A 21749-nucleotide genomic window follows, 5' to 3' on the forward strand; every position below is an offset into this window, starting at 1 on the left:
GTTACCCTCCTCAGAACGGCGCGACGAGGTCGACGATCTGCTGGCCGATCGGGGGCTGCTGGACCTCCGTGATCCGCCCGCGGCCGCCGTAGGAGATGCGCGCCTCGGCGATGCGCTCGTAGTTGATCGAGTTCTCGGCGCCGATATCGGCGGGCCGCACGATGCCGGCGATGGTCAGGATGCGCATCTCGTAATTCACCCGCACTTCCTGGGAGCCGCGGATGACGAGATTGCCGTTGGGCAGAACGTCGGTGACGACGGCGGCGACCTGCAGGCGGATGTTCTCAGACCGGGCTGTGGCGCCGGAGCCGGCACTGTCGGATTTCGACGACAGGTCCAGATCGCTCGACCCTCCCTGACCGATGCCCTGCCATTCGTAGGCGCCGTTGATTCCGAACTTGCGGCTGGTCGTTCGCGACCGGTCCGACTCGTTGCTGAGCGTCGCCTTGTCGTTGATGGAGATGTTGACCGTCATGATGTCGCCGACGGAGAGCGCGCGCGCGTCCTTGAAGAGCTGGCTCTGCTCGTCGTTCCAAAGCGAGAAACGCTTGACCGGCCGCGCCGGCGGCTCCGGATAGGCATGGGCGGTCACGGCGGCGGGCTCGAGTCCCGAGCCAACCGGCGAGAGGGCCGGCGCCCGGCCGATTTCCTTCAGTTCGCCGGCGCAACCGCCGAGCGCCAAGCATGCGAGCGCGATGATGGACGAAGGCTTCATGTCGGATCCTCGGACTTCGCGACGTCGGCGATGATGCTGGTCAGCCGGGCCGCAGACTTGCTGTCCATCTCGTTCAGGATGATGCCGGCCTGGCGAGAATTGAGCTTGAGCAGGATGGCGGCGGCCAGGTTTTCGTCGAGCTGCGCCATGCGCTCGGCAGCGGCGTCCGGCCGCATGCGGGAGTAGATGCCGACGACGCTGTCTTCGGCACGGTTGATCACCTCGTCGCGGCGGGCCAGCCAGTCCTCGTACTCGGCCCGCTTGGTCTCCAGCGCGGCGATGCGCTCGTCGATCTCCTGGCGAAGCTTCTCGAGTTCGCGGGTCTGCACCGCATAGCGGCGGTCGCGTGCGGCATCGACGATATTGGCGCAGAACTCGCGGATCTCGTCGGTGACCTGGCCGGGAATTGCCTGGGCGGCTGCCAGCGTGCCGGTCGCGGCGAGCGTCGCCATGCCGATCCCGGCCGCCGTCGACGCACCCACGAGGAAGGTGGCGGCGGTCCTGAAGAAGCGGGCTTGAAGCGTCATCGCGGCCTCCGTCACTGGAACACGAGGTCGGCCTGCAGGGCGCCCGCCGATTTGATGCCCTGGAGGATGGCGATGATGCCGTCGGGCTTGACGCCGATGCGGTTGAGTCCGGCCACCAGCGTCTGGAGGTCCGGTCCGTCCAGCACCGCGACCTGGCCGTTGCCCTGGTCGGCCTCGATCACCGTGGACGGCTCGTTCGCCGTCTCGCCGCGCGAGAAGGGCGCCGGCTGGACGACCCTCGGCTGTTCGGTGATCCGCACGGTCAGCTGACCATAGCTGACGGCAACCTGCGAGATCTTCACGTCCTGGCCGATGACGATGGTTCCGGTCCGCTCGTCCACCACGACCTTGGCCGGCGTATCGGTGGCAACGAGCAGGTTCTCGATCTCGGCCACGAAGCGCGCGGCGGTGACGTTGGCAGGGCGCTTTACCAGGATCGTGCGCGAGTCCTGCTCGCTGGCGGTCCGGTTGCCGAAGCGGCTGGCCGTATATTCGTTGATGATGTCGGTGACGCGGATGGCGGTCGAGAAATCCGGGTTGCGGAGCTGGAGAGTGAGCACGCCGTCGTCGTTGAAGCGTGCCTCGATCTGGCGCTCCACGATGGCGCCATTGGGTATGCGGCCGGCGGTCGGGACACCCTTGGTCAGGCTCTCGGCCTCGCCCTGAGCGCTGAAGCCGGAGATGAAGACCGGACCCTGCGCCACGGCGTAGATGTCCCCGTCCGGGGCGCGCAGCGGCGTCATGACCAGCGTTCCGCCCTGCAGCGAGGTCGCGTCGCCGAGCGAGGAGACGCTGACGTCGATGCGGGCACCGGACTGGACGAAGGCCGGCAGCGTGGCGGTCACGATCACGGCGGCCACGTTGCGGGCGCGGGCCTGGCCGCCTTCCATGGCGATGCCGAGGTTCTGAAGCATGGCGCGGATGGACTGTTCGGTGAAGGGCGAGTTGCGCAGCCCGTCGCCGCTGCCCTGGAGGCCGATCACCAGGCCGTAGCCGATCAGCTGGTTGTCGCGCGCCGTCTGGATGGTGGCGATGTCCTTGATGCGCGACACCGGACCGACGACGGTTGGCAGCGTCGAGGGGCCGGCCGCGATCTCGATGCGATAGTTGACGTCCTGACCTGCGCCGATCTGGCCGGGGCCGACCTGGCGTGCCGGGAGGTCGGCGGCGAACGCCGGCGCGACCGCCAGTCCGACCGCGACGAGAAAGCGCAGTGCCAGAGAGCGCAACATCAGTTCCCCACCCGCAGGGTGCCGTTGGCCATGACGATCCCGCTGAACACGGCACCGCTGTCGACGTTACGCACGCGGATCATGTCGCCGATCGAGCCCGGCTGGAGCGGAATGGCCATGGTGGTGATCTGCAGGCCGTTCTGTATGAAGTTGACTTCGACCGGAGAGCCGGCCTCCACCACGTAGGCTTCGCGGACGGAGCTCAGCGGAATGAAGCGGCCTGGCAGCAAGGTGCGCTTGGCGACCTTTCCGTCGATGTCTTCCGCCATATAGGCGATCTCTGTGGTGATGCGTGCAGGATTGCGGACCGGAACCTCCGACAGCGCCCCTGCATCGATGGTCTCGCCGGGATAGATGACCCGCTTGGGGATGACTGCGGTGTCGGTGGCCATCGCCGCGCCGTGAAGGGCGACGACGAGCAGCGTTGCAGTCGCGACCTTGACCATCGTGCGGAGTGGGCTCGACATGACGGCCTACCGGATGCTCTGCGAGACGACGGACGCCATCTCGTCGGCGGCCTTGATGACCTTGGAATTCATCTCGTAGGCGCGCTGCGCGGAGATGAGTTCGGTGATTTCCTTGACCGGATCGACGTTCGAGCTCTCGAGATACCCTTGCTCGATCGTTGCGAAACCCAGGTCGCCCGGGATGCCGACTGTCGCGGCACCCGAGGCTTCGGTCTCCCGGAAAAGGTTGTCGCCCATGGGCGAGAGGCCGGCTTCGTTGGCGAAGGTTGCCAGCGTGAGCTGGCCGAGGTCCTGCAGCGCCGCCTGTCCATCGATGCGGGCGAAGACCTGGCCGGACTTGTTGACGATCACCTCCACCGTCTCCGCCGGCACCACGATCGCCGGGATGACGTTGAACCCGTCGATCGTGACGAGCGCGCCTTCGGCATTGGTGTTGAAGGCGCCGGAGCGGCTGTAGAGGGTGGTGCCGTCGGCGCCCTCGATCTGGAACCAGCCCGGACCGGTGAGCGCCAGATCGAAGCGGTTGCCGGTGGCGGCGAGCGCGCCCTGCAGGTGGACGTTGCGGACTGCCGACGTCTTCACGCCAAGGCCGATGTTGGCGCCTTCGGGGACGATGCTCTGGTCCGCGCGGTTGGGGACACCCTGCAGCCGCTCGGTCTGGTAGAGCAGGTCGGAGAACTCCGCGCGCGCCCGCTTGAAGCCCGTGGTGTTGATGTTGGCGATGTTGTTGGCGATGACCTCCAGGTTCAGCTGCTGGGCGTTCATGCCGGTCGCGGCAATGGCTAGAGCTTTCATTGTCCTGGTCCTCAGATCGCCATACGGCTGATTTCGAGATAGGCGGTGACGATCTTGTCGCGAATCGAGATCGCCGCCTGCAGCGTCTGCTCGGCGCTCATCACGGCATCGACGACTTCGCGCGCCTGGACGTTGCCGCCCTCGAGCGCGGTCATGGAGACGCTCTCGGCCTGCCCGAGAGTGTGGATGGTGCGGTTCGCCGCCTCCGCCACCGCGCTGGCGAAGTCGCTCGCCTGGACAGACGGCTGTGCCGCGAGCGGGCCGGTCGCGCCGCCGAGGCGCATGCCGCCGGAAAGGGCGTCGAGAGCTCCCAGACCGCTGATCATCACTGCGCCCTCATCAGGTCGATGGTCATGGAGATGAGTTCGCGCGCCTGGCGGATCACCTGCAGGTTCGCCTCGTAGGAGCGGTTGGCCTCCGTCATGTCGGCCATCTCGATCAGTGGGTTGACGTTGGGCAGCTTGACGAAGCCGTTCTCGTCGGCGGCCTGGTGGGTGGGATCGTATTCGACGGGGAACTCGGACCCGTCGACCTCCACCGACTGGATGCGGACATAGGCGCCACCGCTGTCGGAATCGAGCGTGGAGGCGAAGGAGACGGTCTTTCGCTGGTAGGGATCGGCGCCCGACGTGCGGCCGGTGGACTGGGCGTTGGCGAGGTTCTCGGAGACGATCCGGATACGCTCCGACTGGGCCTTGAGCCCCGAGGCGGCAACGTCGACGGACAGGGCAAGCGGGTCGATCGTCATCTCTACCTCGAAGCCAGCATGACCATGCGGTGGAAAGCCTTCACGACCGCGGTGTTGAGTTCGACGCCGCGGCGCACCTCGCCGGCCTTGACCAGCTCTTCCTCGACGGAAACGGAGTTGCCCGAGGTCGAGACGACGGGCGAATCATCCACGGCGAGGCCAAAGTCGCCGCTGGCGCCGCCGAAGGCGATGTGACCCGGCTGGGTGGAGGCGACCGTCAGCGTCCGGTCGGCCAGCAGATCCTGGAACGGCTGGACGTCCACGGCGCGGTAGCCGGGCGTGTTGATGTTGGCCACGTTGCCGGCCACGGCTGCCTGGCGCACCGACAGCCATCGCGCCTGATGAGAGGCAAGTTCAAAGAGACTGACGGGTTGCATCGTAATTCCCCTGCTGGAGGAGAATCATAGGGAGCCAGTCTTGCGTGGAACTTGCGCGCGGCGGCGGGGCCGCGGGCGGTCACTCGGCGAGTTCGACGATCTGGTTGCGGCTGGTTCTGAGCAGCCACTTGCCGTTGTCGTTCTCGATCGACACGACGCTGGAATTGTCGGGCAGGACGGAGCCGCGCTCGACGACGAAGAAGCCGTTCGCATCGCTGATCATGGCGCGGCCCTTGGCGACGTGAACCAGCGTGAAGCTTGGCGGCAAGCCCGGGAAAGGCTGGGTCTCGGAGCCCGGGTCGGCCAGATCGCGGTCGATCGCGCCGACAACCGTGCCGGTCGCGGCAAAGTCGAGCGCCAGCGCCTCGATATCCTCCGGGCTCGCCGGCTTCGGTCGCCACTGGACGCGCTGGGTGTAGAACGGACCCGACAGATCCGATTCAAGCGGCGTCTGCTCGAACTCCACGACGGCATAGCCAAACTGGTCCTGGTTCATGAAGACATACCAGGGAAACGTCGCGGCGGCGGCGGCGAGACCCACGCCGACACCGACGAGCACGGCATCGGTGACGCTGAAGTCGCGCTTCTGCCAGAAGCGAAAAGGTCGCTGCTCGCGCGGGACGTTCATGCCGGCGAGCGGGGGCACCGGTTCGCGTTGTGCGCGGCGGAGCCAGGAACGCCAATCAGCCATCCGGCTTCTCCTGCTTCTTCAGATGTCGTGCGAGTTCGGCGAAGGGGTCGGCGACGGGGCCATCCTGCGGCGACTGGACCAGCGCGTCGTAGATCAGCGGAACCTGGCGCACGGCGGCGTCGAGATCGGGATCGGCGCCCTGCTGGTAGCCGCCAAGCAGGCGGATGTCGCGGGTTTCCTCGTAGCGTCCGATCAGCGCGCGCAGCCGCGTGACGAGCAGGCGTTCGCCGTCGTTCCAGGCGCGGTTCGCCAGGCGCGAGACGGAGCCGAGCGGGTCGACGGCCGGATAGCGACCCTGCTCGGCAATGCTGCGGCTGAGCACGATGTGACCGTCGAGGATGCCGCGGACGGAATCGGCGACGGGATCGTTGTGGTCGTCGCCGTCGACCAGGACCGAGATGATCGCGGTGATCGAGCCGGCGCCGGTCGCGCCGGGGCCGGCGCGCTCCAGCATTCGCGGCATGTCGGTGAAAACGGAGGCGGGATAGCCGCGCGCCACCGGCGGTTCGCCGGCGCCGATCGCCACTTCGCGCAGCGCATGGGCGAATCGGGTGATGGAATCGACGACCAGAAGCACGCGATCGCCCCGATCGCGGAAATGTTCCGCCACCGACATCGCCGTGCCGGAGGCACGCTTGCGCATCATGGCGCTTTCGTCGCTGGTGGCGACCACGGCGACCGTCTTCTTCATCGCCTGCTCGCCGATCGTGTCTTCCAGGAATTCGCGCACCTCGCGACCGCGTTCTCCCACCAGCGCCACCACGACCGTGTCGAAGGCGTGGGCGGCGGCGAGCATGGCGAGAAGCGTCGACTTTCCAACGCCCGAGCCCGCGAAGACGCCGAGGCGCTGGCCGAAGCAGAGCGGGGTGAAGAGGTCGATGACCTTGACGCCGGTCTGGAACGGCTGATCGACGCGTTGTCGCTTCAACGCACCGGGGATGCCGTTGGCGATCGCCGTGCCGGCTGCAAGCGGCGAACCGCCGTCGACGGGGCGGCCGAGCGCGTCGATGACGCGTCCGCGCCAGCTCGCGTCCGGCGACACCCGGAAGGAGCCGCGGATGTAGACCGGGTCGGCGACGCCCGCGTCCGCCGACTGGTCGAACGGAGCAACGAGGATGTCGCGCTCGGTGATCTGCACGACCTCGCCGGTCCTGACGCCCTGCCGGCCATGATGTTCGACCACGTCGCCGAGCCGCGCCGCGGACGAAAGGCCGCGCACGCGATAATGCGTCGGCGACACTTCGGTGACACGGCCGCCGCGGCGCAGCAGCGCCGCCTCCTCGCCGGCCTTGCGGAAAAGCTGCTCGAGGAGTTCGAGCGAGGCCGGCCGGCCGCCTGCCGCCGAAGGGGGGAGGGAAGGGTGGCCGGGCGTAGCGGGCGCGTATTCCTCCTCGAGCATCTAGCCGCTCAGGTGCCCAGCGCCTTGACCGCCTCGCCCAGCGTCTGGTCACCGACCCGGATCAGGGCGGAGGCATTCTCGAAGGAACGCTGGACCATGATGAGCTGGGTCATCTCGGAGACGGGGTTGACGTTCGACTGCTCGACGAAGCCCTGCACCACGCCGACGTCGGGCTGGTCGACCACAGGCTCGGGCGGGGTCGGCGGGATCAGGCCGGAATTGCCGAAGCGCACGAAGTTCTCGCCGGGCGTGAAGGCGAAGAGGCCGATGGCGGCGACGGGCTGGCCGTTCTGGCGCAGCATGCCGTCGGCGGCGGCTTCCGGCGCGCCTTCCTGCGGGTTGAGCTGGATCGCCGCGCCGCCGGCGTCCAGGACCGGGTAGCCTTCGAGCGTGACGATGTCGCCGGTCTCCTGCATGGTGAAGCGGCCGTCGCGGGTCATGACTGTTCCGGCAGGGGTCTGGATGCCAAACCAGGCCTCGCCGCGCACGGCAAAATCGAGCGGATTGCCCGTCTGCGTGTATCCGCCCGCCTTGCCCGAGAGATAGGTCGTTCCGGGCGAGACGAAGGCGACCTTCCTGTCGCCGAGCGACGCGACCACGTCCTCGAACTTCACCTCGGTGGCGCGGAATCCAACGGTGTTGGCGTTGGCGACGTTGTCGGCGATGGTGTCCAGCCGCTTCTGAAGGGCGATCTGGGCGGAGATGGCGACGTAGAGACCTGACTGCATGATCCGGTCCTCAGGCCTTCAACTGCTGCATCGTCAGCAGCAGATCGGTGGAGATGCCGAACTCCGCCGGCTGGCTGAAGAGGATGCTCACGTTCGCGACGCCGCTGCTGGTCTGGTTCTGGACGTCCCACATGCTGGTGAAGCGGGTAATCAGCTTGGCGAGCGCCTCGGGCTCCTTGAAATCCTCGATGTCGATCTTCGACCCGAGGAACTCCACCTGCTTGTCGATGTCGAGCAGCGCGAAGGAATCTGGCAGGCCGAGAGTCGTGCGGACGACCTTTGCGAGAGCGGTGTCGGCAAGAATTTCGTACATGTCGGTGATCTCGGGCGCCTTGCGCTCGAAATAGAGAGCGAGACGGACGGCCTCGTTCGTCGCTCCGGCGTCCTCCTCGAGGGTCTGGCGCATGTAGTTGTCCACGGTGCCCTGCTGGGCACGGGTGAAGACGGTCGCGGTCTCGCCGTGGCGGGCAAAATTGAAGGTCTCGGCGAATTCCCTGTAGCGCGTGTCGCTGAGCGTGTTGGCGAAGCTGTCGTCGTCCTCGACACCGCCTTCGAGCACCTTGACCATGAAGGCCTTGGCGTAGGTCATGTCTTCGAGGCCATGGGCCTTCATCGCATAGGAGAAGAGACGGCTATCGCTTACAAACTCGTCGATCGTCTTAACCTTCTCGATAGCCTTGAGGTAGTACTCCGTTTCACGCTGCACGAAGGGCTGCTTCTCCACCCGCTTGAGCGAGAGGTCCAGGTCGCGCGTTATCGCGGAATAGCTGGCGTTGGTGCTGACCAATTGCAGTCCCCGGATGGAGGTCGTCGTACTGCACGATAATCCTCAATCCTTGCCCGAACCTTTCGGATATTTCGCGGAACGCACTGCACTGGAGCACCAAACAAGCTTCACACAAGGCAGGACGGCTACTCGTGCAAGCAAGGCGTACCGCATGGAGGGGCTGAGTTGGGGATTCTCATCGGACTGGTCGTGACGTTCGGCTGCGTGCTGGGCGGCTTCATGGCCATGGGCGGCCATATCGAAGTCCTCGTCCAGCCGTGGGAGTTCGTCATCATCCTCGGTGCCGCCGTCGGCGTCTTCCTCATCGCCAATCCAATGAAGACGGTGAAGGACACGGGCAAGGCCATCATGGAGGCTTTCAAGAACGCCGTCCCGGGGGAGCAGGACTACCTCCAGACGCTGGGCGTGCTGCACAGCCTGATGCGGGAACTGAAGACCAAGTCCCGCAGCGAGGTCGAAGGACACATCGACAATCCCGACGAGTCGGCGGTGTTCCAGGCCTATCCCGTGGTGCTGAAGAACAAGGAACTGACGAACTTCATTTGCGACTACTGCCGCCTCATCATCATCGGCAATGCCCGCTCCTTCGAGATCGAGGCACTGATGGACGAGGAGATCCAGACCATCCGGCACGACAAGCTGAAGCCCTATCAGGCGCTGACCGCGGTGGGCGACGCGCTGCCGGCGATCGGCATCGTCGCGGCGGTGCTGGGCGTCATCAAGGCCATGGGTGCGCTCAACGAATCGCCCGAGGTGCTGGGCGGCCTGATCGGTGCGGCGCTGGTGGGCACCTTCGTCGGCATCTTCGCATCCTACGGCATGGTCGGGCCTGTGGCCACCAAGGTGAAGATCGTGCGCGAGAAGAAGAACCGCCTGTTCGTGATCGTGAAGCAGACGCTGCTCGCCTACATGAACGGTGCGCTGCCGCAGGTCGCGCTGGAGTTCGGCCGCAAGACGATTTCGGCGCACGATCGCCCGTCGATCGACGCCGTCGAGCAGCAGACGCTGAACAGCCACGCGGAGAAGGCAGCCTGACATGCAGGACGCGGCGATCAACCCATCCCCCCCGCCGATAGCCTCCTCGATCCTGGAGCGGCTGCTTGGCGCGACCGGGGATCCGGAGGAAGTCGTCAAGGCCGGCCGCAGCATCGCCGAACGCATCCTCAAGCCCCTGCGCGCGAGCCTGGAGGATGCCGCCAGCGAACCGGTCCCCGTCGAGATCGAGGCCGTCACGGTCGAGCGGACGACGGAGCTTCTGGTCGGCGCCGGGCCGCACGACGCGCTGACGGTGGGTTCGTCGAAAGCCTCTCCGGATGCGCTTTCCATCCGCCTGGAGGCGAAGGCGATCGCAGTCCTGGTCAACGCGCTTTTCGGCGCCGAGGCCGAGGTCGGTGCAGGCGGTATCGATCGCGATCTGTCGCCGGTGGAGATCGAGGTGGCCAATCTGGTGTGCCGGCTCCTCGCGGTCGCCTACAATGGCTTCAACGGACCGGCGCAGCGGCTGAAACTGCCCCTTCCCTCCGTCGCATCCGGCGACGGCCTGAAGGAATTCGCCGTCCGCGATGGTCCTGGCCTCCGCATCGACTTCGCCATCGGCGCCGAGGCGGAACGGGGGCTCGTGTCGCTCTTCATGCCGCAGCGCATCGTGCTGCAGCGTGGCGAGGAAGAGGCGGCGGATCCCGCCGTCGCCGAGGCGCAGTCGGCGGAGTGGGCTGCGCGTTTCAACGAGGAGGTGATGCGCGCGCGCGTGACGCTGCAGGCAACGCTGTCCGTGGGGCGCATGACGCTCGGCCAGGTCGCTTCCTTCCGGAGGGGGCAGGTGATCGAACTGTCCCGCACCGCGCCGACCGAAACGCGGCTTTCGGCGCGGAACAAGCAGCTCTTCGTTTGCGAGTTCGGGCGTCTTGACGAAAACTACACGGTACGAATCAGAACGCCGGTGGCCGAGGGCCAGGACATCATCGACGGGCTCGTTTCCCCGTGACGCCGATGACCGGTCGGCCGAGCGGCATGGAGTGACGGTATGAGCAAGGCCAAGGCCCAAGTGCCGGGCGAGGAAGAACTGGACCGCGCGATCAGCGAGTTGCGCGGCGTCCTGAAGGAGGATGCGAGCCCGCTGGGCGCATCGTCCTTCGGTGACGATGCGGGCGCGTTCGACTCGCCTGCCTTCGGTGACACCGGAATGCCGTCCTTCGATGCGCCGGAGATGCCGTCCTTCGGCGCGGCCATGCCCGACTTCGCCGACGATGCCGGCGGCGGAGCGACCAACTCCGGCGTCATCATGACCATTCCGGTGGACGTGCAGATCGTGCTCGGCAGCGCCGAGATGCAGGTCTCCGAACTGATGGCGCTGAAGAAGGGTGCAACCGTCGCGCTGGACCGCCGGATCGGCGAGCCGGTCGACGTGGTGGTGAACGGGCGCAAGGTCGCACGCGGCGAGATCACCGTACTCGACAGCGATCCGACGCGCTTCGGCATCCGCCTCACCGAGATCATCTCCGCCGGAAAGGGCAGCTGAAGCCGTGATGGACTTCGGGATCGGCTCGATCGAAGAACCTTCCTACACGTCGTCCTCCCTGACGCCGCCGCAGAAGGCCGCCGCGATCCTGGTCGCCATGGGGAAGCCGGCCGCTGGCAGGCTGCTCAAGTTCTTCAAGCAGGACGAACTGAAGGCGCTGATCGAGGCGGCGCGGATGCTGAAGACCATTCCGCAGGGCGAACTCGAGAAGATCATCGCGGAGTTCGAGGACGAGTTCGCCGAGGGCGCCGGCCTGATGGATTCGGCTGCGACGATGGACAAGATCCTGAGCGAGTCGCTGTCGCCCGAGGAAGTCGACGCGATCATGAATCCCGGCTCCGCGACGGGCGAGGCCGATGCACCGCCGCCGGTCTGGCCGGCGATCGAGGCGCTGGAGCCGGCGCGGGTCGGCGCCTTCCTGGCGGCCGAACATCCGCAGACGGCGGCGCTCGTGCTGACCAATCTCGCCCCCGGTGCGGCGGCCAACGTCCTGCTCACGCTGCCGAAGGCGCTGCGCGGAGACGTGGCGAAGCGCATGGTGACGATCGGCACGGTCAAGCCGGCGGCGCTCCGCATCGTGGAGAACCAGCTCCGGACCCGCTTGCTCGGAGACACCGGAGCCAAGTCGCCTGCCATCGGACATGCCCGTGTCGCCAACGTCCTCAACGAACTCGACAAGTCGCAGCTCGACGAGATCCTGTCAGACATGGAGAGCGCGGGCTTTTCCGACGTCAAGGCGATCAAGGCGCAGCTGTTCTCGTTCGAGGACCTGCCCATGCTGGACCAGCGCTCGCGCCTCACGCTGTTCGACGGCATGTCGTCGGAGATCGTCACGCTGGCGCTGCGCGGCGCCGACAAGGCGATCGTCGAGGCGGTGCTCACCGCCGTCGGCGCGCGGGCGCGGCGCATGATCGAAGCCGAGCTCGCGGCCGATCCCGGGAATGTCCAGCAGGCTGCCGTCATCCGGGCGCGGCGCGAGATCGCATCGACCGCCATCCGCATGGGCAAGAGCGGGCAAATCACGATGCCGGCCGCCAAGGAAGCGGCCTGATCCGCGTCCCGGTCCTCCGATTCCGCCTGAACCGAGTGCCTTCGCATGGCCGATGACGACGACAAGGAAAGCAAGACAGAGCAGGCGAGCGAGAAGAAGATCCGCGACGCCGTGGAGAAGGGCAACCTGCCGTTCTCGAAGGAAGCGCCGATCTTCGCGACGCTGCTCGCGGTGCTCGTGTTCGCGCTGTTCTTCGCCTACGACGCGATGGTCCGGCTGGCGGTTTTCCTGTCGACCTTTCTCGAGCGGCCGAACGAATGGAGCCTGTCCAATTCGGCCGACGCCATTTCGCTCTACCAGATCGTCTTCATGGAAATCGCCCGTGCGATCGTGGTGGTGATGGCGCTGCTCGTCGCTGCCGGCGTCGGCGCGTCGGTGATGCAGAACCTGCCGCAGTTCGTCGGCGACCGGATCATGCCGAAATTGAACCGCATCTCGCCGATGGCGGGGTGGAAGCGGCTGTTCGGCGTCCAGGGCCTCGTCGAGTTTCTCAAGTCGCTGGGAAAGGTGCTCTTCGCCGGCGTGTTCCTGGGCTTCGCCATGAGCGACGTGCATGTCAGGCTGCTCGAGGGGATGCTGATGCTGCCATCGGCCTTCGGCATGCAGATCCGCGACATCGTGGTGGACCTGGTGATGGTCGTCGCCTTCGCCATGGCGCTGATAGCCGGCGCAGACCTCCTGTGGACCCGCTTCCACTGGATGCAGGAGCTGCGGATGACCAAGCAGGAGGTCAAGGACGAGCACAAGCAGGCCGAAGGCGATCCGATCCTGAAGTCGCGCATGCGGTCGCTGGCGCGAGACCGGGCGCGGCAGCGCATGATGGCGTCGGTTCCGCGTGCCACGCTCGTCATCGCCAATCCGACCCATTTCTCCATCGCGCTCCGCTACGTGCGGGAGGAGACGGCCGCGCCGATCGTGGTAGCCAAGGGGCAGGACCTCATCGCGCTCAAGATCCGCGAAGTGGCGGAGGAGCATGGAATTCCGATTTTCGAGGACGTGACGCTCGCCCGTTCCATGTTCAAACAAGTTTCGGTCGATAGCATGATCCCGCCGCAGTTCTACCAGGCGGTCGCAGAGCTCATCCGCATCATCCAGGGCAACCGCAAGGCCCCGAAGGCAGGCACGTCAGCTTCATGAATCGGCAGCCGCATTCCTCCGCACGCGAGATCATCGTGGCCAGCGTCCTGCGCGAGGTCGTATCGGAACTGAGGATGGTGGACGTCGCCGACTACATCGCGTTCATCCGGCTGGAACAGCACGGCAATCTCGCCGATCTCGTGGACTCGGCAGCCGAACTCTACCTCATGCCCGGAACGCTCGGTTTCGGCCATGGCGGCGACGTCAACGTGGGATGGACGGGCGAACCGACGATCACGCTCGACCTGCAGCTGAAGCCGCGCGGCGCGACGATCTACTTCGCGCTGAAGATGTCGGCGCTCAAGGCGAGCGTCGACGTCAACTACGTTTCGTTCGAGGACCCGTCGCCGGACCCGGCCGAAAACACGCGGTTCCTGGCGGAGACCCTGGAAGCGAGCCGCATCCACCGCGCGACGCCGATGGCGATGCGGGGCTGACCGGGGCAAGGTTGACCGGGGCGCGGCCGCGAGACGGCGGCCGTCAGTCGATCAGACCCAGCCGCAAGGCCTTGGCGACCGCGTGCATGCGGTTGACGGCATCGAGCTTCTGCGTCGTCGCCGTGAGGTACTGGTTGGCGGTGTGGATCGACAGGCCGAGCGCGGCGGCGATCTCGTCGCTGGTCTTGCCCTGGGCGGTAAGCCGCAGGCACTGGAGCTCGCGTTTCGACATGGCGGGAACCTCGCCGGTCTGCGACAGCAGCATGCGCGCGACGGTGCCGAACAGCGTGAGCGTCCGGAGGTGGAGGTCGCAGACCAGCGCGTCGTCGACGCCGATCCCGCCGCCCGCCAGAACCACGAAGCCCTGCGCACCGTCGTCGGCAAAGGCCGGCAGCGCCAACCCCGGAAGGTCGGGTGTGAGCGGTGGCGTTTCCTGGCCGACCACGAGCAGCGGAAAGGCCGGGCAACGATCATGCGCGATCTCGCCGTGCCACCAGAACGGCGTCATGGAGCGACCCGCGGCGGCCAGCCAGGCGACTCCGCGTTCGCCGCAGAGGATGCGGGACGTCTCCGAGCTGCGCGGAAACTTCCGGTCGAAGCAGAGCGCCAGCGCGGGCTGCGGCGTGGTGCGCGATACCAGGAAGACGCCGTAGTAAGTGGCTCCGGCCTCCACCGACATGCGGCGAACCTGGCGGACGGTGTCGAGGAGCAAGCCCACGTTCTGCGTGGTGACGATGAGGCCGCGCCCGGCCACCTCGATCCAGCTGCCATCCGTCGCCCAGGCGGTCATCGTCAGATCACCCCGGCGCGGATGGCGGTGGCGATGGCCATGGCGCGGTTGCTCGCCCCGACCTTGCGGATCGCGTGGCTCAGATAGCTGTTGACGGTGTTGGCGGTGACGCCGAGGATCATGGCCACTTCGCTGGCGGTCTTGCCTTCGGCGACCCAGTACAGGCATTCCCGCTCGCGGTCAGACAGGACTTCGTCTGCCTGGTCGTCGAAGAGGCCGGGGAAGGGACGGGCAAGCAGGTAGCAGCAGGCGAGCTGTGCCGACGGCAGCATCGCGAGGTCGATCGCGCCGGTCGTTCCGCAGGACAGCAGCAGATGGCAGCGACGCGAGGCGTCCCTGAGCGGCAGGGCATGCAGTTCGACGTGCCCGAGCCGGCGCAACGTCTCGCGCAGCCTCTGGTCGGCCGAGATGCGATCCGCGCCGCCCGGGCTGGGGCGCAGGGCCTGCATCGACACGCCCTGCGGCGCAGCCGCGTGCGCGAGACGCTCGATCGCCTCGGCACCGATCGTCTGCACGGCGTCGAAGATCCAGTTGCTCGCCACGACAAGCGGCTGGCTCTTTCCGCGGACATGCCTTTCCAGCAGCAGGAGATAGTGCGACGCACCCGTCTCCCGCGCGATCCTGCCGAGGCAGTCCGTCAACTGCTCCCGGTCCTGGGCCTGACGGATCGCGGCGAGGGTCTCGCGGGAGAGCGTCGGCCGAGGAAGCTTCATGGCTGCGCCGATCCGATCTGACCGTGTCCGGGCACCCGAAAAACGTCATCCGAAGTGGGCGACGCACGAGACCTGCCTGCGACACACATCGAATCCTGGCTCATGACGAACGCATTCCATGCCGTGCCGGCAGGGTCAAGCAGGTGAGCGACGGGATCGGGAGCGCGGCAGCGGGGCGATGTCAGGTGGTCGACGGCATGCGGCACGAGACGACTTCTCCGGGAGCGGCGAGGCTCTGCAGGGCGGCGACGGGCCTGCCCTCGATCCGGCCGAGCACGGCCCTTGCGACCTCGCGCCCGGCGAGCCGGAAATCCTCCTGCGAAATCCACAGTTCGGGCCGGTACCAGCGCAGCAGCTTCGACGACTGCTTGGAAACGACGTCGACGTCGCTGCCGAGTGTCAGCCCGGCTTCCTCGATGCCGGCGACCAGCGCGAAGGTCGCGCCTCCGCTCGCCGCCACCAGCCCGTCGGGCCGGTCGGCGCGCCGCATGAGCCGGGCCGTCTTCGCGCGGATGACGTCGATCGGATCGTCGATGGAGATGCCGCTCCAGGCGACCTCCGTCGCGCCGAGTTCCTGCACCGCGTCGGAGAAGCCGTCGCGCATGTGCTGGTGATAGGTCAGGTCCGGGGGCGGAGGCAGCAGCGCCAGCCTGCGTCGTCCGAGCTCCACCAGTTTGCGAACGGCTGCGGCCGAGAAGGCACGATTGTCGAAATCATGGAACGGATGGTCCTCGCCGATGGCCGTGCGGCCATGGGTGGCAAAGGGGAAATGATGCTCGAGGAGATAGGCGACCCGCGGGTCGTTCGGCTCGGTGCGCGACAGGATGATCCCATCGGCCGACCCCGTCTCGACGACGTAGCGTACCGGATCCATCGGGTCGTTGCGCCGCGAATAGGGGGTGACGATCAGGTGGTAGGGCGTCTCGGCGATGGTCTCGGAGATGCCGTAGATCATGTCGGACACGAAACCGGTCAGGTCCTCCTCGGTGTCGAGGACGAGGCTGATGACGTTGGTCTTGCCGGTGCGCAGCCGCACGCCCGCGCGATTGGGACGGTAGCCGATCTGCTTGGCCACGAGCCTGACGCGCCGCTTCGTCTCCTCGCCGATCTCGGGCGCATCCTTCAGTGCGCGCGAGACCGTCGTCACGCCGAGGCCGGTCATGAACGCGATCGTCTTCAGCGTCGGGCGGGTGCCCTCGGCCGGTGCGGAATCGGAACTGGGATCGAGGCTGTCCATCGGCTTCGCCTATCAGCCCCCCATTCGGCTGGCAACATTGCCGGCCGGCGTTGCGGAGGGACGCCTTTCACGCGACAGCTGAAACGTTACAGAAAAGACGCGCCCGGAGCTAGGACGAGGAACGAAGCGGCGGTCGCACAGGCAAAGGCTGCCGGCTGAGCGTGTCGCTTTGGCATTCCATTCGATTGCTCATTGTGTGCTGCAGCAGCAGAAATGCTGCATTGCAGCGCGATAAGCGGGCAAATGCATTAGTTCGGCGCTCGAAAAAAAGGTTGGCCGTCTGCGTTTTCCCGATTGCCACCTATTTTGGCTTCCCCTATGCTCCAACCTGTAACGTTTCAGAATTCCAGGGAGGAACACCAGTGCGTTATCATCTCATGACGGCCGCGTTCGCAGCTTCGGTCGCTTTCGCGGCTCCGGCCGCAGCCACGGATCTCGAGGTCACACATTGGTGGACCTCCGGTGGCGAGGCGGCGGCGGTCGCCGAACTCGCCAAGGCGTTCGACGCCACCGGCAACAAATGGGTCGACGGCGCCATCGCCGGATCGGGCGGCACCGCCCGCCCGATCATGATCAGCCGCATCACCGGTGGCGACCCGATGGCCGCCACGCAGTTCAACCACGGCCGCCAGGCCGAGGAACTGGTCCAGTCCGGTCTCATGCGCGACCTGACCGACATCGCCGAGAAGGAAGGCTGGAAGGACATCGTCCGTCCGTCGAGCCTGCTCGATTCCTGCACGCTCGACGGCAAGATCTACTGCGTGCCGGTGAACATCCACTCGCAGCAGTGGCTGTGGCTCTCCAACGCCGCCTTCGAGAAGGCCGGCGTCGCTGTGCCGACCAACTGGGACGAGTTCGTCGCGGCCGCTCCGGCGCTGGAGAAGGCGGGCATCACTCCGCTCGCGCTCGGCCAGCAGCCCTGGCAGGCCTCGCTCGCCTTCCAGGTGCTCGTCGTCGCGCTGGGCGGCACGGATCTCTACAACAAGGTCTATGGCGAGAAGGATGCGGACGCCGCGGCCGGGCCGGAGATGGCCACCGTGTTCAAGGCCGCGGACGATGCCCGCAGGATGGCCAAGGGCTCCAACGTGCAGGACTGGAACCAGGCGACCAACCTCGTCATCTCCGGACAGGCCGCCGGCCAGATCATGGGTGACTGGGCACAGGGCGAATTCGCGGTCGCAGGCAAGGTCGCCGGCACGGACTATTCCTGCCTTCCCGGGCTTGGCGTCAACGAGGTCATCCAGACCGGCGGCGACGCCTTCTACTTCCCGGTCCTGAAGGACGCAGAGAAGTCGGCCGCGCAGGATGTCCTGGCCTCTACCATGCTGGCGCCGGCAACGCAGGTTGCCTTCAACCTCAAGAAGGGCTCGCTCCCGGTGCGTGGCGACGTCGACATCACCGCCGCCAACGACTGCATGAAGAAGGGTCTCGACATCCTGGCCAAGGGCAACGTCATCCAGTCGCCCGACCAGCTGATGTCGGCCGACTCTCTGACGCAGGTGAACGACCTGTTCGTGCAGTTCTTCAACACGCCGTCCATGACTGCCGAGGACGCGCAGAAGACCTTCGCCGAGATCGTCGCGGCCGCCGACTGACGGTACCCGACGCGGAACGGTCACCGGTCCCGCCAATCCTGGCGGGACCGGCGGCTCCGCCCCGTCGCCCGTGCGACGGAACCCGGCATACGGGAGGCTTCTTCATGGCAGATACCCGGAACGGACGGCCGAGCCAGGTCTTCCGCAACCTCAATTCCAAGGTCGCCTCCATACCGATGGTGCTGACGGCATCCGTCGTCTTCGTGGGGGGCACCATCTGGACGGTCATCCACTCCTTCACGAACTCCAAGCTGCTGCCGCGGCTCAACTTCATCGGCCTCGACCAGTACGAGCGGCTGTGGAATTCGAACAAGTGGCTGATCTCGATCGAGAACCTGTTCATATACGGCGTGCTCTCGCTGATCTTCTCGCTCGTCATCGGCTTCATGCTGGCGGCGCTGCTCGACCAGAAGATCCGCTTCGAGGACACGTTCCGGACGATCTTCCTCTATCCCTTCGCGTTGTCCTTCATCGTCACCGGCCTCGTCTGGCAGTGGATCCTGAACCCGGATTTCGGCGTGCAGGCCGTGGTGCGCAGCCTTGGCTGGGAAAGTTTCGCCTTCGATCCGCTCTACAACCAGGACATCGTCATCTACGGCATCCTGATCGCCGGGCTGTGGCAGGGAACGGGCCTCGTCATGTGCCTGATGCTGGCGGGTCTCCGCGGCATCGACGAAGACATCTGGAAGGCGTCGCGCGTCGACGGCATTCCGATGTGGAAGACCTATCTGTTCATCGTCATCCCGATGATGCGGCCGGTCTTCGTGACCACGCTCGTCATCATCGCCTCGGGCATCGTGCGCGTCTACGATCTCGTGGTGGCCCAGACCAGCGGCGGCCCCGGCATCGCGTCCGAAGTGCCTGCCAAATACGTCTACGATGCGATGTTCCTGTCGCAGAATCTCGGCCAGGGCTTCGCGGCCTCCACCATGATGCTGGTCACGGTGCTGATCGTCATCGTGCCCTGGGCCTATCTCGAATTCGGCAGGAGGCGTCACCGTGGCTGAACAGGGAACCCTTTCCGCTGCCGGCCTGGGCGCGTCGCGGGCGTCCGCCTCCGAGGCCTGGGGACCGCGCCCCCGCCGCGCGCTATCGCGCCGAAACATCATCATCTACGGCACGCTGACGGTGGTGGCGCTGTACTACCTCCTGCCGCTCTACGTGATGATCGTCACGTCGCTGAAGGGCATGCCCGAGATCCGCATGGGCAACATCTTCTCGCCGCCGATGGAGATCACCTTCGAACCGTGGGTGAAGGCCTGGGCCACCGCCTGCACGGGGCTCAACTGCGAGGGCCTGTCGCGCGGCTTCTGGAACTCCGTGCGCATCACCGTGCCGTCGGTGATCATCTCGATCCTGATCGCTTCGGTGAACGGCTATGCGCTCGCCAACTGGCGGTTCCGCGGGGCCGACATCTTCTTCACGATCCTGATCGTCGGCGCCTTCATTCCCTACCAGGTGATGATCTATCCGATCGTCATCATCCTGCGCGAGATGGGCCTCTACGGCACGCTGACCGGACTGGTCATGGTCCACACGATCTTCGGCATGCCGATCCTGACGCTGCTGTTCCGCAACTATTTCGCCTCGGTGCCGGAGGAATTGTTCAAGGCGGCCCGCGTCGATGGCGCCGGCTTCTGGGCGATCTACTTCAAGATCATGCTGCCGATGAGCCTGCCGATCTTCGTCGTCGCCGTCATCCTGCAGATCACCGGCATCTGGAACGACTTCCTGTTCGGCGTCGTCTACACCAAGCCGGACGTCTACCCGATGACGGTGCAGCTCAACAACATCGTCAATTCCGTGCAGGGCGTGAAGGAGTACAACGTCAATATGGCCGCAACGCTTCTGACGGGCCTCGTGCCGCTGATCGTCTACTTCATCTCCGGCAAGTTGTTCGTGCGCGGCATCGCCGCGGGCGCGGTGAAGGGCTGAGCATCATGTCCAGTGTCATCGTTCGCGACGTTTCGCTCAATTTCGGTGCCGTCGAGGTGCTGAAATCGCTCAACCTCGACGTTGCGGAGGGGGAATTCATCGTCCTTCTCGGCCCCTCGGGCTGCGGCAAGTCCACGCTGTTGAACTGCATCGCCGGCCTGCTCGACGTCTCGCAGGGACAGATCTTCATCAAGGGCAAGAACGTCACCTGGGAGGAGCCGAAGGACCGCGGCATCGGCATGGTGTTCCAGTCCTACGCGCTCTATCCGCAGATGACGGTGGAGGGAAACCTGTCGTTCGGTCTCAAGAACGCCGGGCTGCCGAAGGACGAGATCGCCAAACGGGTGGCACGCGCATCCGAGATCCTGCAGATCGAACCGCTGCTGCAGCGCAAGCCCGCCGCGCTCTCGGGAGGCCAGCGGCAGCGTGTGGCAATCGGTCGAGCGCTGGTGCGCGACGTCGACGTGTTCCTGTTCGACGAGCCGCTGTCGAACCTCGATGCGAAACTTCGATCCGAACTGCGCGTGGAGATCAAGCGCCTTCACCAGAAGCTCGCCAACACGATGATCTACGTGACCCACGACCAGATCGAGGCGTTGACGCTCGCCGACCGCATCGCGGTCATGAAGGGCGGGGTCATCCAGCAACTGGACGGACCGCAGGAGATCTACAACCGGCCGGTCAACCGCTTCGTGGCAGGCTTCATCGGCTCGCCCGGGATGAACTTCCTCGAGGGCCAGGTGTCGCGCGACGGATCACCGTCCTTCCTGGTCGGCGATCTGCGCATTCCGCTCGATCGATACGATTTCTCGGTGGCCAACGCCGCCGGCGCAGCCGCTCTCGGCATCCGCCCCGAGCACGTGGCGCTCGACGAAGCGGGCGCGGCGATGCCGTTCTCGCTGGAAACCGTGGTCGAGATCGTCGAGCCGATGGGGTCGGACACGCTCGTCTGGACGACGCTCGGCGGCCACAACTTCAATTTCCGCGCCCCGTCGGAACGGACGCTCAGGCTCAGGGAGCGCATCACGATCGGTTTCGATCCGGCACGCGCCTCCCTCTTCGACGCCGCCACCGACGTGCGTCTCTGACATCCGATATCAAGAACGTTGAAGGAACCCGACATGGACTGGTCGTTCCAACTCTACAGCGCCCGAAACTTCCAACCCTGGGACCGCATCCTGAAGCTGCTTTCCGACTGCGGCTATCGGCAGGTCGAAGGCTATGGCGGCGTCTATTCCGATCCGGCGGGTTTCCGGTCGGAGATGGACAGGAACGGCCTGTCGATGCCGAGCGGCCACTTCTCCATCGATGCGCTCGAGAACGACTTCGACGGCGTGCGCCGCATCGCCGACGCGCTCGGCGTGCGCCTGCTGATCTGCCCCTACCTGATGCCCGACGCCCGCCCGACCGACGCGGCCGGCTGGCGCGGCTTCGGCGAGCGGCTGGCCAAGGTCGGCGAACGCGCGACACGCGACGGCTACGGTTTCGCGTGGCACAACCATGATTTCGAGTTCAAGGCGCTGGCGGACGGCACGACGCCGCAGGAGCACATCCTGACCACGGCGCCCGCTGTCGGCTGGGAAATCGACGTCGCCTGGGTGATCCGCGGCGGCGTCGACCCGCTTCCCTGGATCGAGCGCCACGGCGCGCGCATCGTCGCCGTCCACGTCAAGGACATCGCCAAGTCCGGCGAGGGGCTCGACGAGGACGGCTGGTCCGACGTCGGCCATGGCACGGTCGACTGGCGCGGCCTGATGAAGGCTTTGCGCGCGTCGACGACGGCGCACTACTACGTGATGGAACAGGACAACCCCAACGACATCGATCGTTTCGCCCGCCGCTCGATCGAAGCCGCGAACGGCTTCTGACG

General features: G+C 66.2%; 26 protein-coding genes. 11 read left to right on the top strand and 15 right to left on the bottom strand.

The window, feature by feature from the left end; all coding sequences use genetic code 11:
• Window positions 1-10: 10 nt before the first annotated feature.
• The 12 genes from flgH to N1F91_RS12350 all read right to left on the bottom strand — a co-directional run bounded on the left by flgH (window position 11) and on the right by N1F91_RS12350 (window position 8466).
• On the bottom strand, window positions 11-715 hold the full coding sequence (flgH, locus tag N1F91_RS12295; RefSeq protein ID WP_289992483.1) for a flagellar basal body L-ring protein FlgH: 705 nt from the start codon (window positions 713-715) through the stop codon (window positions 11-13).
• Complete coding sequence (locus tag N1F91_RS12300; RefSeq protein ID WP_289992484.1) at window positions 712-1242, bottom strand: MotE family protein; 531 nt, start codon at window positions 1240-1242, stop codon at window positions 712-714. Before N1F91_RS12300 ends, flgH begins: the two co-directional genes overlap by 4 nt.
• A gap of 11 nt (window positions 1243-1253) precedes the next feature.
• Window positions 1254-2474, bottom strand: a complete 1221-nt coding sequence (locus N1F91_RS12305) for a flagellar basal body P-ring protein FlgI (RefSeq protein WP_289992485.1) — start codon at window positions 2472-2474, stop codon at window positions 1254-1256.
• Complete coding sequence (flgA, locus tag N1F91_RS12310; RefSeq protein ID WP_289992486.1) at window positions 2474-2941, bottom strand: flagellar basal body P-ring formation chaperone FlgA; 468 nt, start codon at window positions 2939-2941, stop codon at window positions 2474-2476. Before flgA ends, N1F91_RS12305 begins: the two co-directional genes overlap by 1 nt.
• Window positions 2942-2947: 6 nt before the next feature.
• Window positions 2948-3736, bottom strand: a complete 789-nt coding sequence (gene flgG / locus N1F91_RS12315) for a flagellar basal-body rod protein FlgG (protein WP_289992487.1) — start codon at window positions 3734-3736, stop codon at window positions 2948-2950.
• An 11-nt stretch (window positions 3737-3747) separates the two neighbouring features.
• Entirely contained in the window at window positions 3748-4062 is a 315-nt protein-coding gene (locus tag N1F91_RS12320) for a flagellar hook-basal body complex protein FliE (RefSeq protein ID WP_289992488.1), read from the bottom strand.
• Window positions 4062-4478 (bottom strand): flagellar basal body rod protein FlgC, encoded by a 417-nt coding sequence (flgC, locus tag N1F91_RS12325; protein WP_289992629.1) that lies wholly within the window; start codon window positions 4476-4478, stop codon window positions 4062-4064. Before flgC ends, N1F91_RS12320 begins: the two co-directional genes overlap by 1 nt.
• A gap of 8 nt (window positions 4479-4486) precedes the next feature.
• A complete protein-coding gene (gene flgB, locus N1F91_RS12330) occupies window positions 4487-4861 on the bottom strand; it encodes a flagellar basal body rod protein FlgB (protein WP_289992489.1) in 375 nt (124 codons plus the stop codon).
• A gap of 79 nt (window positions 4862-4940) precedes the next feature.
• Complete coding sequence (locus N1F91_RS12335) at window positions 4941-5552, bottom strand: hypothetical protein (protein WP_289992490.1); 612 nt, start codon at window positions 5550-5552, stop codon at window positions 4941-4943.
• Window positions 5545-6951, bottom strand: coding sequence for a flagellar protein export ATPase FliI (gene fliI / locus N1F91_RS12340; RefSeq protein WP_289992492.1), 1407 nt, complete (start codon window positions 6949-6951; stop codon window positions 5545-5547). Before fliI ends, N1F91_RS12335 begins: the two co-directional genes overlap by 8 nt.
• An 8-nt stretch (window positions 6952-6959) precedes the next feature.
• Entirely contained in the window at window positions 6960-7679 is a 720-nt protein-coding gene (gene flgF / locus N1F91_RS12345) for a flagellar basal-body rod protein FlgF (protein ID WP_289992495.1), read from the bottom strand.
• A gap of 10 nt (window positions 7680-7689) precedes the next feature.
• Window positions 7690-8466, bottom strand: coding sequence for a DUF1217 domain-containing protein (locus N1F91_RS12350; RefSeq protein WP_289992496.1), 777 nt, complete (start codon window positions 8464-8466; stop codon window positions 7690-7692).
• A gap of 165 nt (window positions 8467-8631) precedes the next feature.
• Between N1F91_RS12350 and motA the strand changes: the two genes are divergently transcribed.
• Genes motA through N1F91_RS12380 form a run of 6 tightly spaced genes read left to right on the top strand, consistent with a single transcriptional unit; the run spans window position 8632 to window position 13609 of the window.
• Entirely contained in the window at window positions 8632-9501 is an 870-nt protein-coding gene (motA, locus tag N1F91_RS12355; RefSeq protein WP_289992497.1) for a flagellar motor stator protein MotA, read from the top strand.
• A gap of 1 nt (window position 9502) precedes the next feature.
• On the top strand, window positions 9503-10450 hold the full coding sequence (locus N1F91_RS12360) for a FliM/FliN family flagellar motor switch protein (RefSeq protein ID WP_289992498.1): 948 nt from the start codon (window positions 9503-9505) through the stop codon (window positions 10448-10450).
• A gap of 39 nt (window positions 10451-10489) precedes the next feature.
• Entirely contained in the window at window positions 10490-10984 is a 495-nt protein-coding gene (gene fliN / locus N1F91_RS12365; RefSeq protein ID WP_289992500.1) for a flagellar motor switch protein FliN, read from the top strand.
• 7 nt (window positions 10985-10991) lie between these two features.
• Window positions 10992-12035 carry a flagellar motor switch protein FliG gene (locus tag N1F91_RS12370; protein ID WP_289992501.1) on the top strand — a complete coding sequence of 348 codons (1044 nt, stop codon included), beginning with the start codon at window positions 10992-10994 and terminating at the stop codon, window positions 12033-12035.
• Between the two features lie 45 nt (window positions 12036-12080).
• Window positions 12081-13172: a flagellar biosynthesis protein FlhB gene (flhB, locus tag N1F91_RS12375; RefSeq protein ID WP_289992504.1), complete on the top strand. Its 1092-nt coding sequence runs from the start codon at window positions 12081-12083 to the stop codon at window positions 13170-13172.
• Entirely contained in the window at window positions 13169-13609 is a 441-nt protein-coding gene (locus N1F91_RS12380; RefSeq protein ID WP_289992505.1) for a hypothetical protein, read from the top strand. The genes flhB and N1F91_RS12380 overlap by 4 nt, the downstream gene beginning before the upstream one ends.
• 43 nt (window positions 13610-13652) lie before the next feature.
• Here the strand turns inward: N1F91_RS12380 and N1F91_RS12385 are convergent, their stop codons facing one another.
• From N1F91_RS12385 to N1F91_RS12395, 3 genes are all read right to left on the bottom strand, one after another.
• Window positions 13653-14399, bottom strand: coding sequence for a helix-turn-helix transcriptional regulator (locus N1F91_RS12385; protein ID WP_289992506.1), 747 nt, complete (start codon window positions 14397-14399; stop codon window positions 13653-13655).
• Window positions 14400-14401: 2 nt separating this feature from the next.
• Window positions 14402-15112 carry a helix-turn-helix domain-containing protein gene (locus N1F91_RS12390; RefSeq protein ID WP_289992508.1) on the bottom strand — a complete coding sequence of 237 codons (711 nt, stop codon included), beginning with the start codon at window positions 15110-15112 and terminating at the stop codon, window positions 14402-14404.
• Between the two features lie 181 nt (window positions 15113-15293).
• The gene (locus N1F91_RS12395; RefSeq protein ID WP_289992510.1) at window positions 15294-16349 is read right to left on the bottom strand and encodes a LacI family DNA-binding transcriptional regulator; all 1056 of its coding nucleotides are present in this window, start codon (window positions 16347-16349) and stop codon (window positions 15294-15296) included.
• 362 nt (window positions 16350-16711) lie between these two features.
• Between N1F91_RS12395 and N1F91_RS12400 the strand changes: the two genes are divergently transcribed.
• The 5 genes from N1F91_RS12400 to N1F91_RS12420 all read left to right on the top strand — a co-directional run bounded on the left by N1F91_RS12400 (window position 16712) and on the right by N1F91_RS12420 (window position 21747).
• Window positions 16712-17944, top strand: coding sequence for an ABC transporter substrate-binding protein (locus tag N1F91_RS12400; RefSeq protein ID WP_289992511.1), 1233 nt, complete (start codon window positions 16712-16714; stop codon window positions 17942-17944).
• Between the two features lie 104 nt (window positions 17945-18048).
• A complete protein-coding gene (locus N1F91_RS12405) occupies window positions 18049-18951 on the top strand; it encodes a sugar ABC transporter permease (RefSeq protein WP_289992512.1) in 903 nt (300 codons plus the stop codon).
• 25 nt (window positions 18952-18976) lie between these two features.
• Window positions 18977-19879: a carbohydrate ABC transporter permease gene (locus N1F91_RS12410; protein WP_289992630.1), complete on the top strand. Its 903-nt coding sequence runs from the start codon at window positions 18977-18979 to the stop codon at window positions 19877-19879.
• Window positions 19880-19884: 5 nt separating this feature from the next.
• Complete coding sequence (gene ugpC / locus N1F91_RS12415) at window positions 19885-20967, top strand: sn-glycerol-3-phosphate ABC transporter ATP-binding protein UgpC (protein ID WP_289992514.1); 1083 nt, start codon at window positions 19885-19887, stop codon at window positions 20965-20967.
• A 33-nt stretch (window positions 20968-21000) separates the two neighbouring features.
• Window positions 21001-21747: a sugar phosphate isomerase/epimerase gene (locus N1F91_RS12420; RefSeq protein ID WP_289992515.1), complete on the top strand. Its 747-nt coding sequence runs from the start codon at window positions 21001-21003 to the stop codon at window positions 21745-21747.
• Window positions 21748-21749 lie beyond the last annotated feature (2 nt).

Source organism: Aquibium sp. ELW1220 (genome assembly GCF_030398385.1).
Classification (GTDB): Bacteria; Pseudomonadota; Alphaproteobacteria; order Rhizobiales; family Rhizobiaceae; genus Aquibium.

Bases quoted from the DNA above. Each gene is read 5' to 3' on its own strand.
- flgH (WP_289992483.1), bottom strand. From the start codon at position 715: ATGAAGCCTTCGTCCATCATCGCGCTCGCATGCTTGGCGCTCGGCGGT.
- N1F91_RS12300 (WP_289992484.1), bottom strand. From the start codon at position 1,242: ATGACGCTTCAAGCCCGCTTCTTCAGGACCGCCGCCACCTTCCTCGTG.
- N1F91_RS12305 (WP_289992485.1), bottom strand. From the start codon at position 2,474: ATGTTGCGCTCTCTGGCACTGCGCTTTCTCGTCGCGGTCGGACTGGCG.
- flgA (WP_289992486.1), bottom strand. From the start codon at position 2,941: ATGTCGAGCCCACTCCGCACGATGGTCAAGGTCGCGACTGCAACGCTG.
- flgG (WP_289992487.1), bottom strand. From the start codon at position 3,736: ATGAAAGCTCTAGCCATTGCCGCGACCGGCATGAACGCCCAGCAGCTG.
- N1F91_RS12320 (WP_289992488.1), bottom strand. From the start codon at position 4,062: ATGATCAGCGGTCTGGGAGCTCTCGACGCCCTTTCCGGCGGCATGCGC.
- flgB (WP_289992489.1), bottom strand. From the start codon at position 4,861: ATGCAACCCGTCAGTCTCTTTGAACTTGCCTCTCATCAGGCGCGATGG.
- N1F91_RS12335 (WP_289992490.1), bottom strand. From the start codon at position 5,552: ATGGCTGATTGGCGTTCCTGGCTCCGCCGCGCACAACGCGAACCGGTG.
- fliI (WP_289992492.1), bottom strand. From the start codon at position 6,951: ATGCTCGAGGAGGAATACGCGCCCGCTACGCCCGGCCACCCTTCCCTC.
- flgF (WP_289992495.1), bottom strand. From the start codon at position 7,679: ATGCAGTCAGGTCTCTACGTCGCCATCTCCGCCCAGATCGCCCTTCAG.
- N1F91_RS12360 (WP_289992498.1), top strand. From the start codon at position 9,503: ATGCAGGACGCGGCGATCAACCCATCCCCCCCGCCGATAGCCTCCTCG.
- fliN (WP_289992500.1), top strand. From the start codon at position 10,490: ATGAGCAAGGCCAAGGCCCAAGTGCCGGGCGAGGAAGAACTGGACCGC.
- N1F91_RS12370 (WP_289992501.1), top strand. From the start codon at position 10,992: ATGGACTTCGGGATCGGCTCGATCGAAGAACCTTCCTACACGTCGTCC.
- flhB (WP_289992504.1), top strand. From the start codon at position 12,081: ATGGCCGATGACGACGACAAGGAAAGCAAGACAGAGCAGGCGAGCGAG.
- N1F91_RS12380 (WP_289992505.1), top strand. From the start codon at position 13,169: ATGAATCGGCAGCCGCATTCCTCCGCACGCGAGATCATCGTGGCCAGC.
- N1F91_RS12385 (WP_289992506.1), bottom strand. From the start codon at position 14,399: ATGACCGCCTGGGCGACGGATGGCAGCTGGATCGAGGTGGCCGGGCGC.
- N1F91_RS12390 (WP_289992508.1), bottom strand. From the start codon at position 15,112: ATGAAGCTTCCTCGGCCGACGCTCTCCCGCGAGACCCTCGCCGCGATC.
- N1F91_RS12395 (WP_289992510.1), bottom strand. From the start codon at position 16,349: ATGGACAGCCTCGATCCCAGTTCCGATTCCGCACCGGCCGAGGGCACC.
- N1F91_RS12405 (WP_289992512.1), top strand. From the start codon at position 18,049: ATGGCAGATACCCGGAACGGACGGCCGAGCCAGGTCTTCCGCAACCTC.
- ugpC (WP_289992514.1), top strand. From the start codon at position 19,885: ATGTCCAGTGTCATCGTTCGCGACGTTTCGCTCAATTTCGGTGCCGTC.
- N1F91_RS12420 (WP_289992515.1), top strand. From the start codon at position 21,001: ATGGACTGGTCGTTCCAACTCTACAGCGCCCGAAACTTCCAACCCTGG.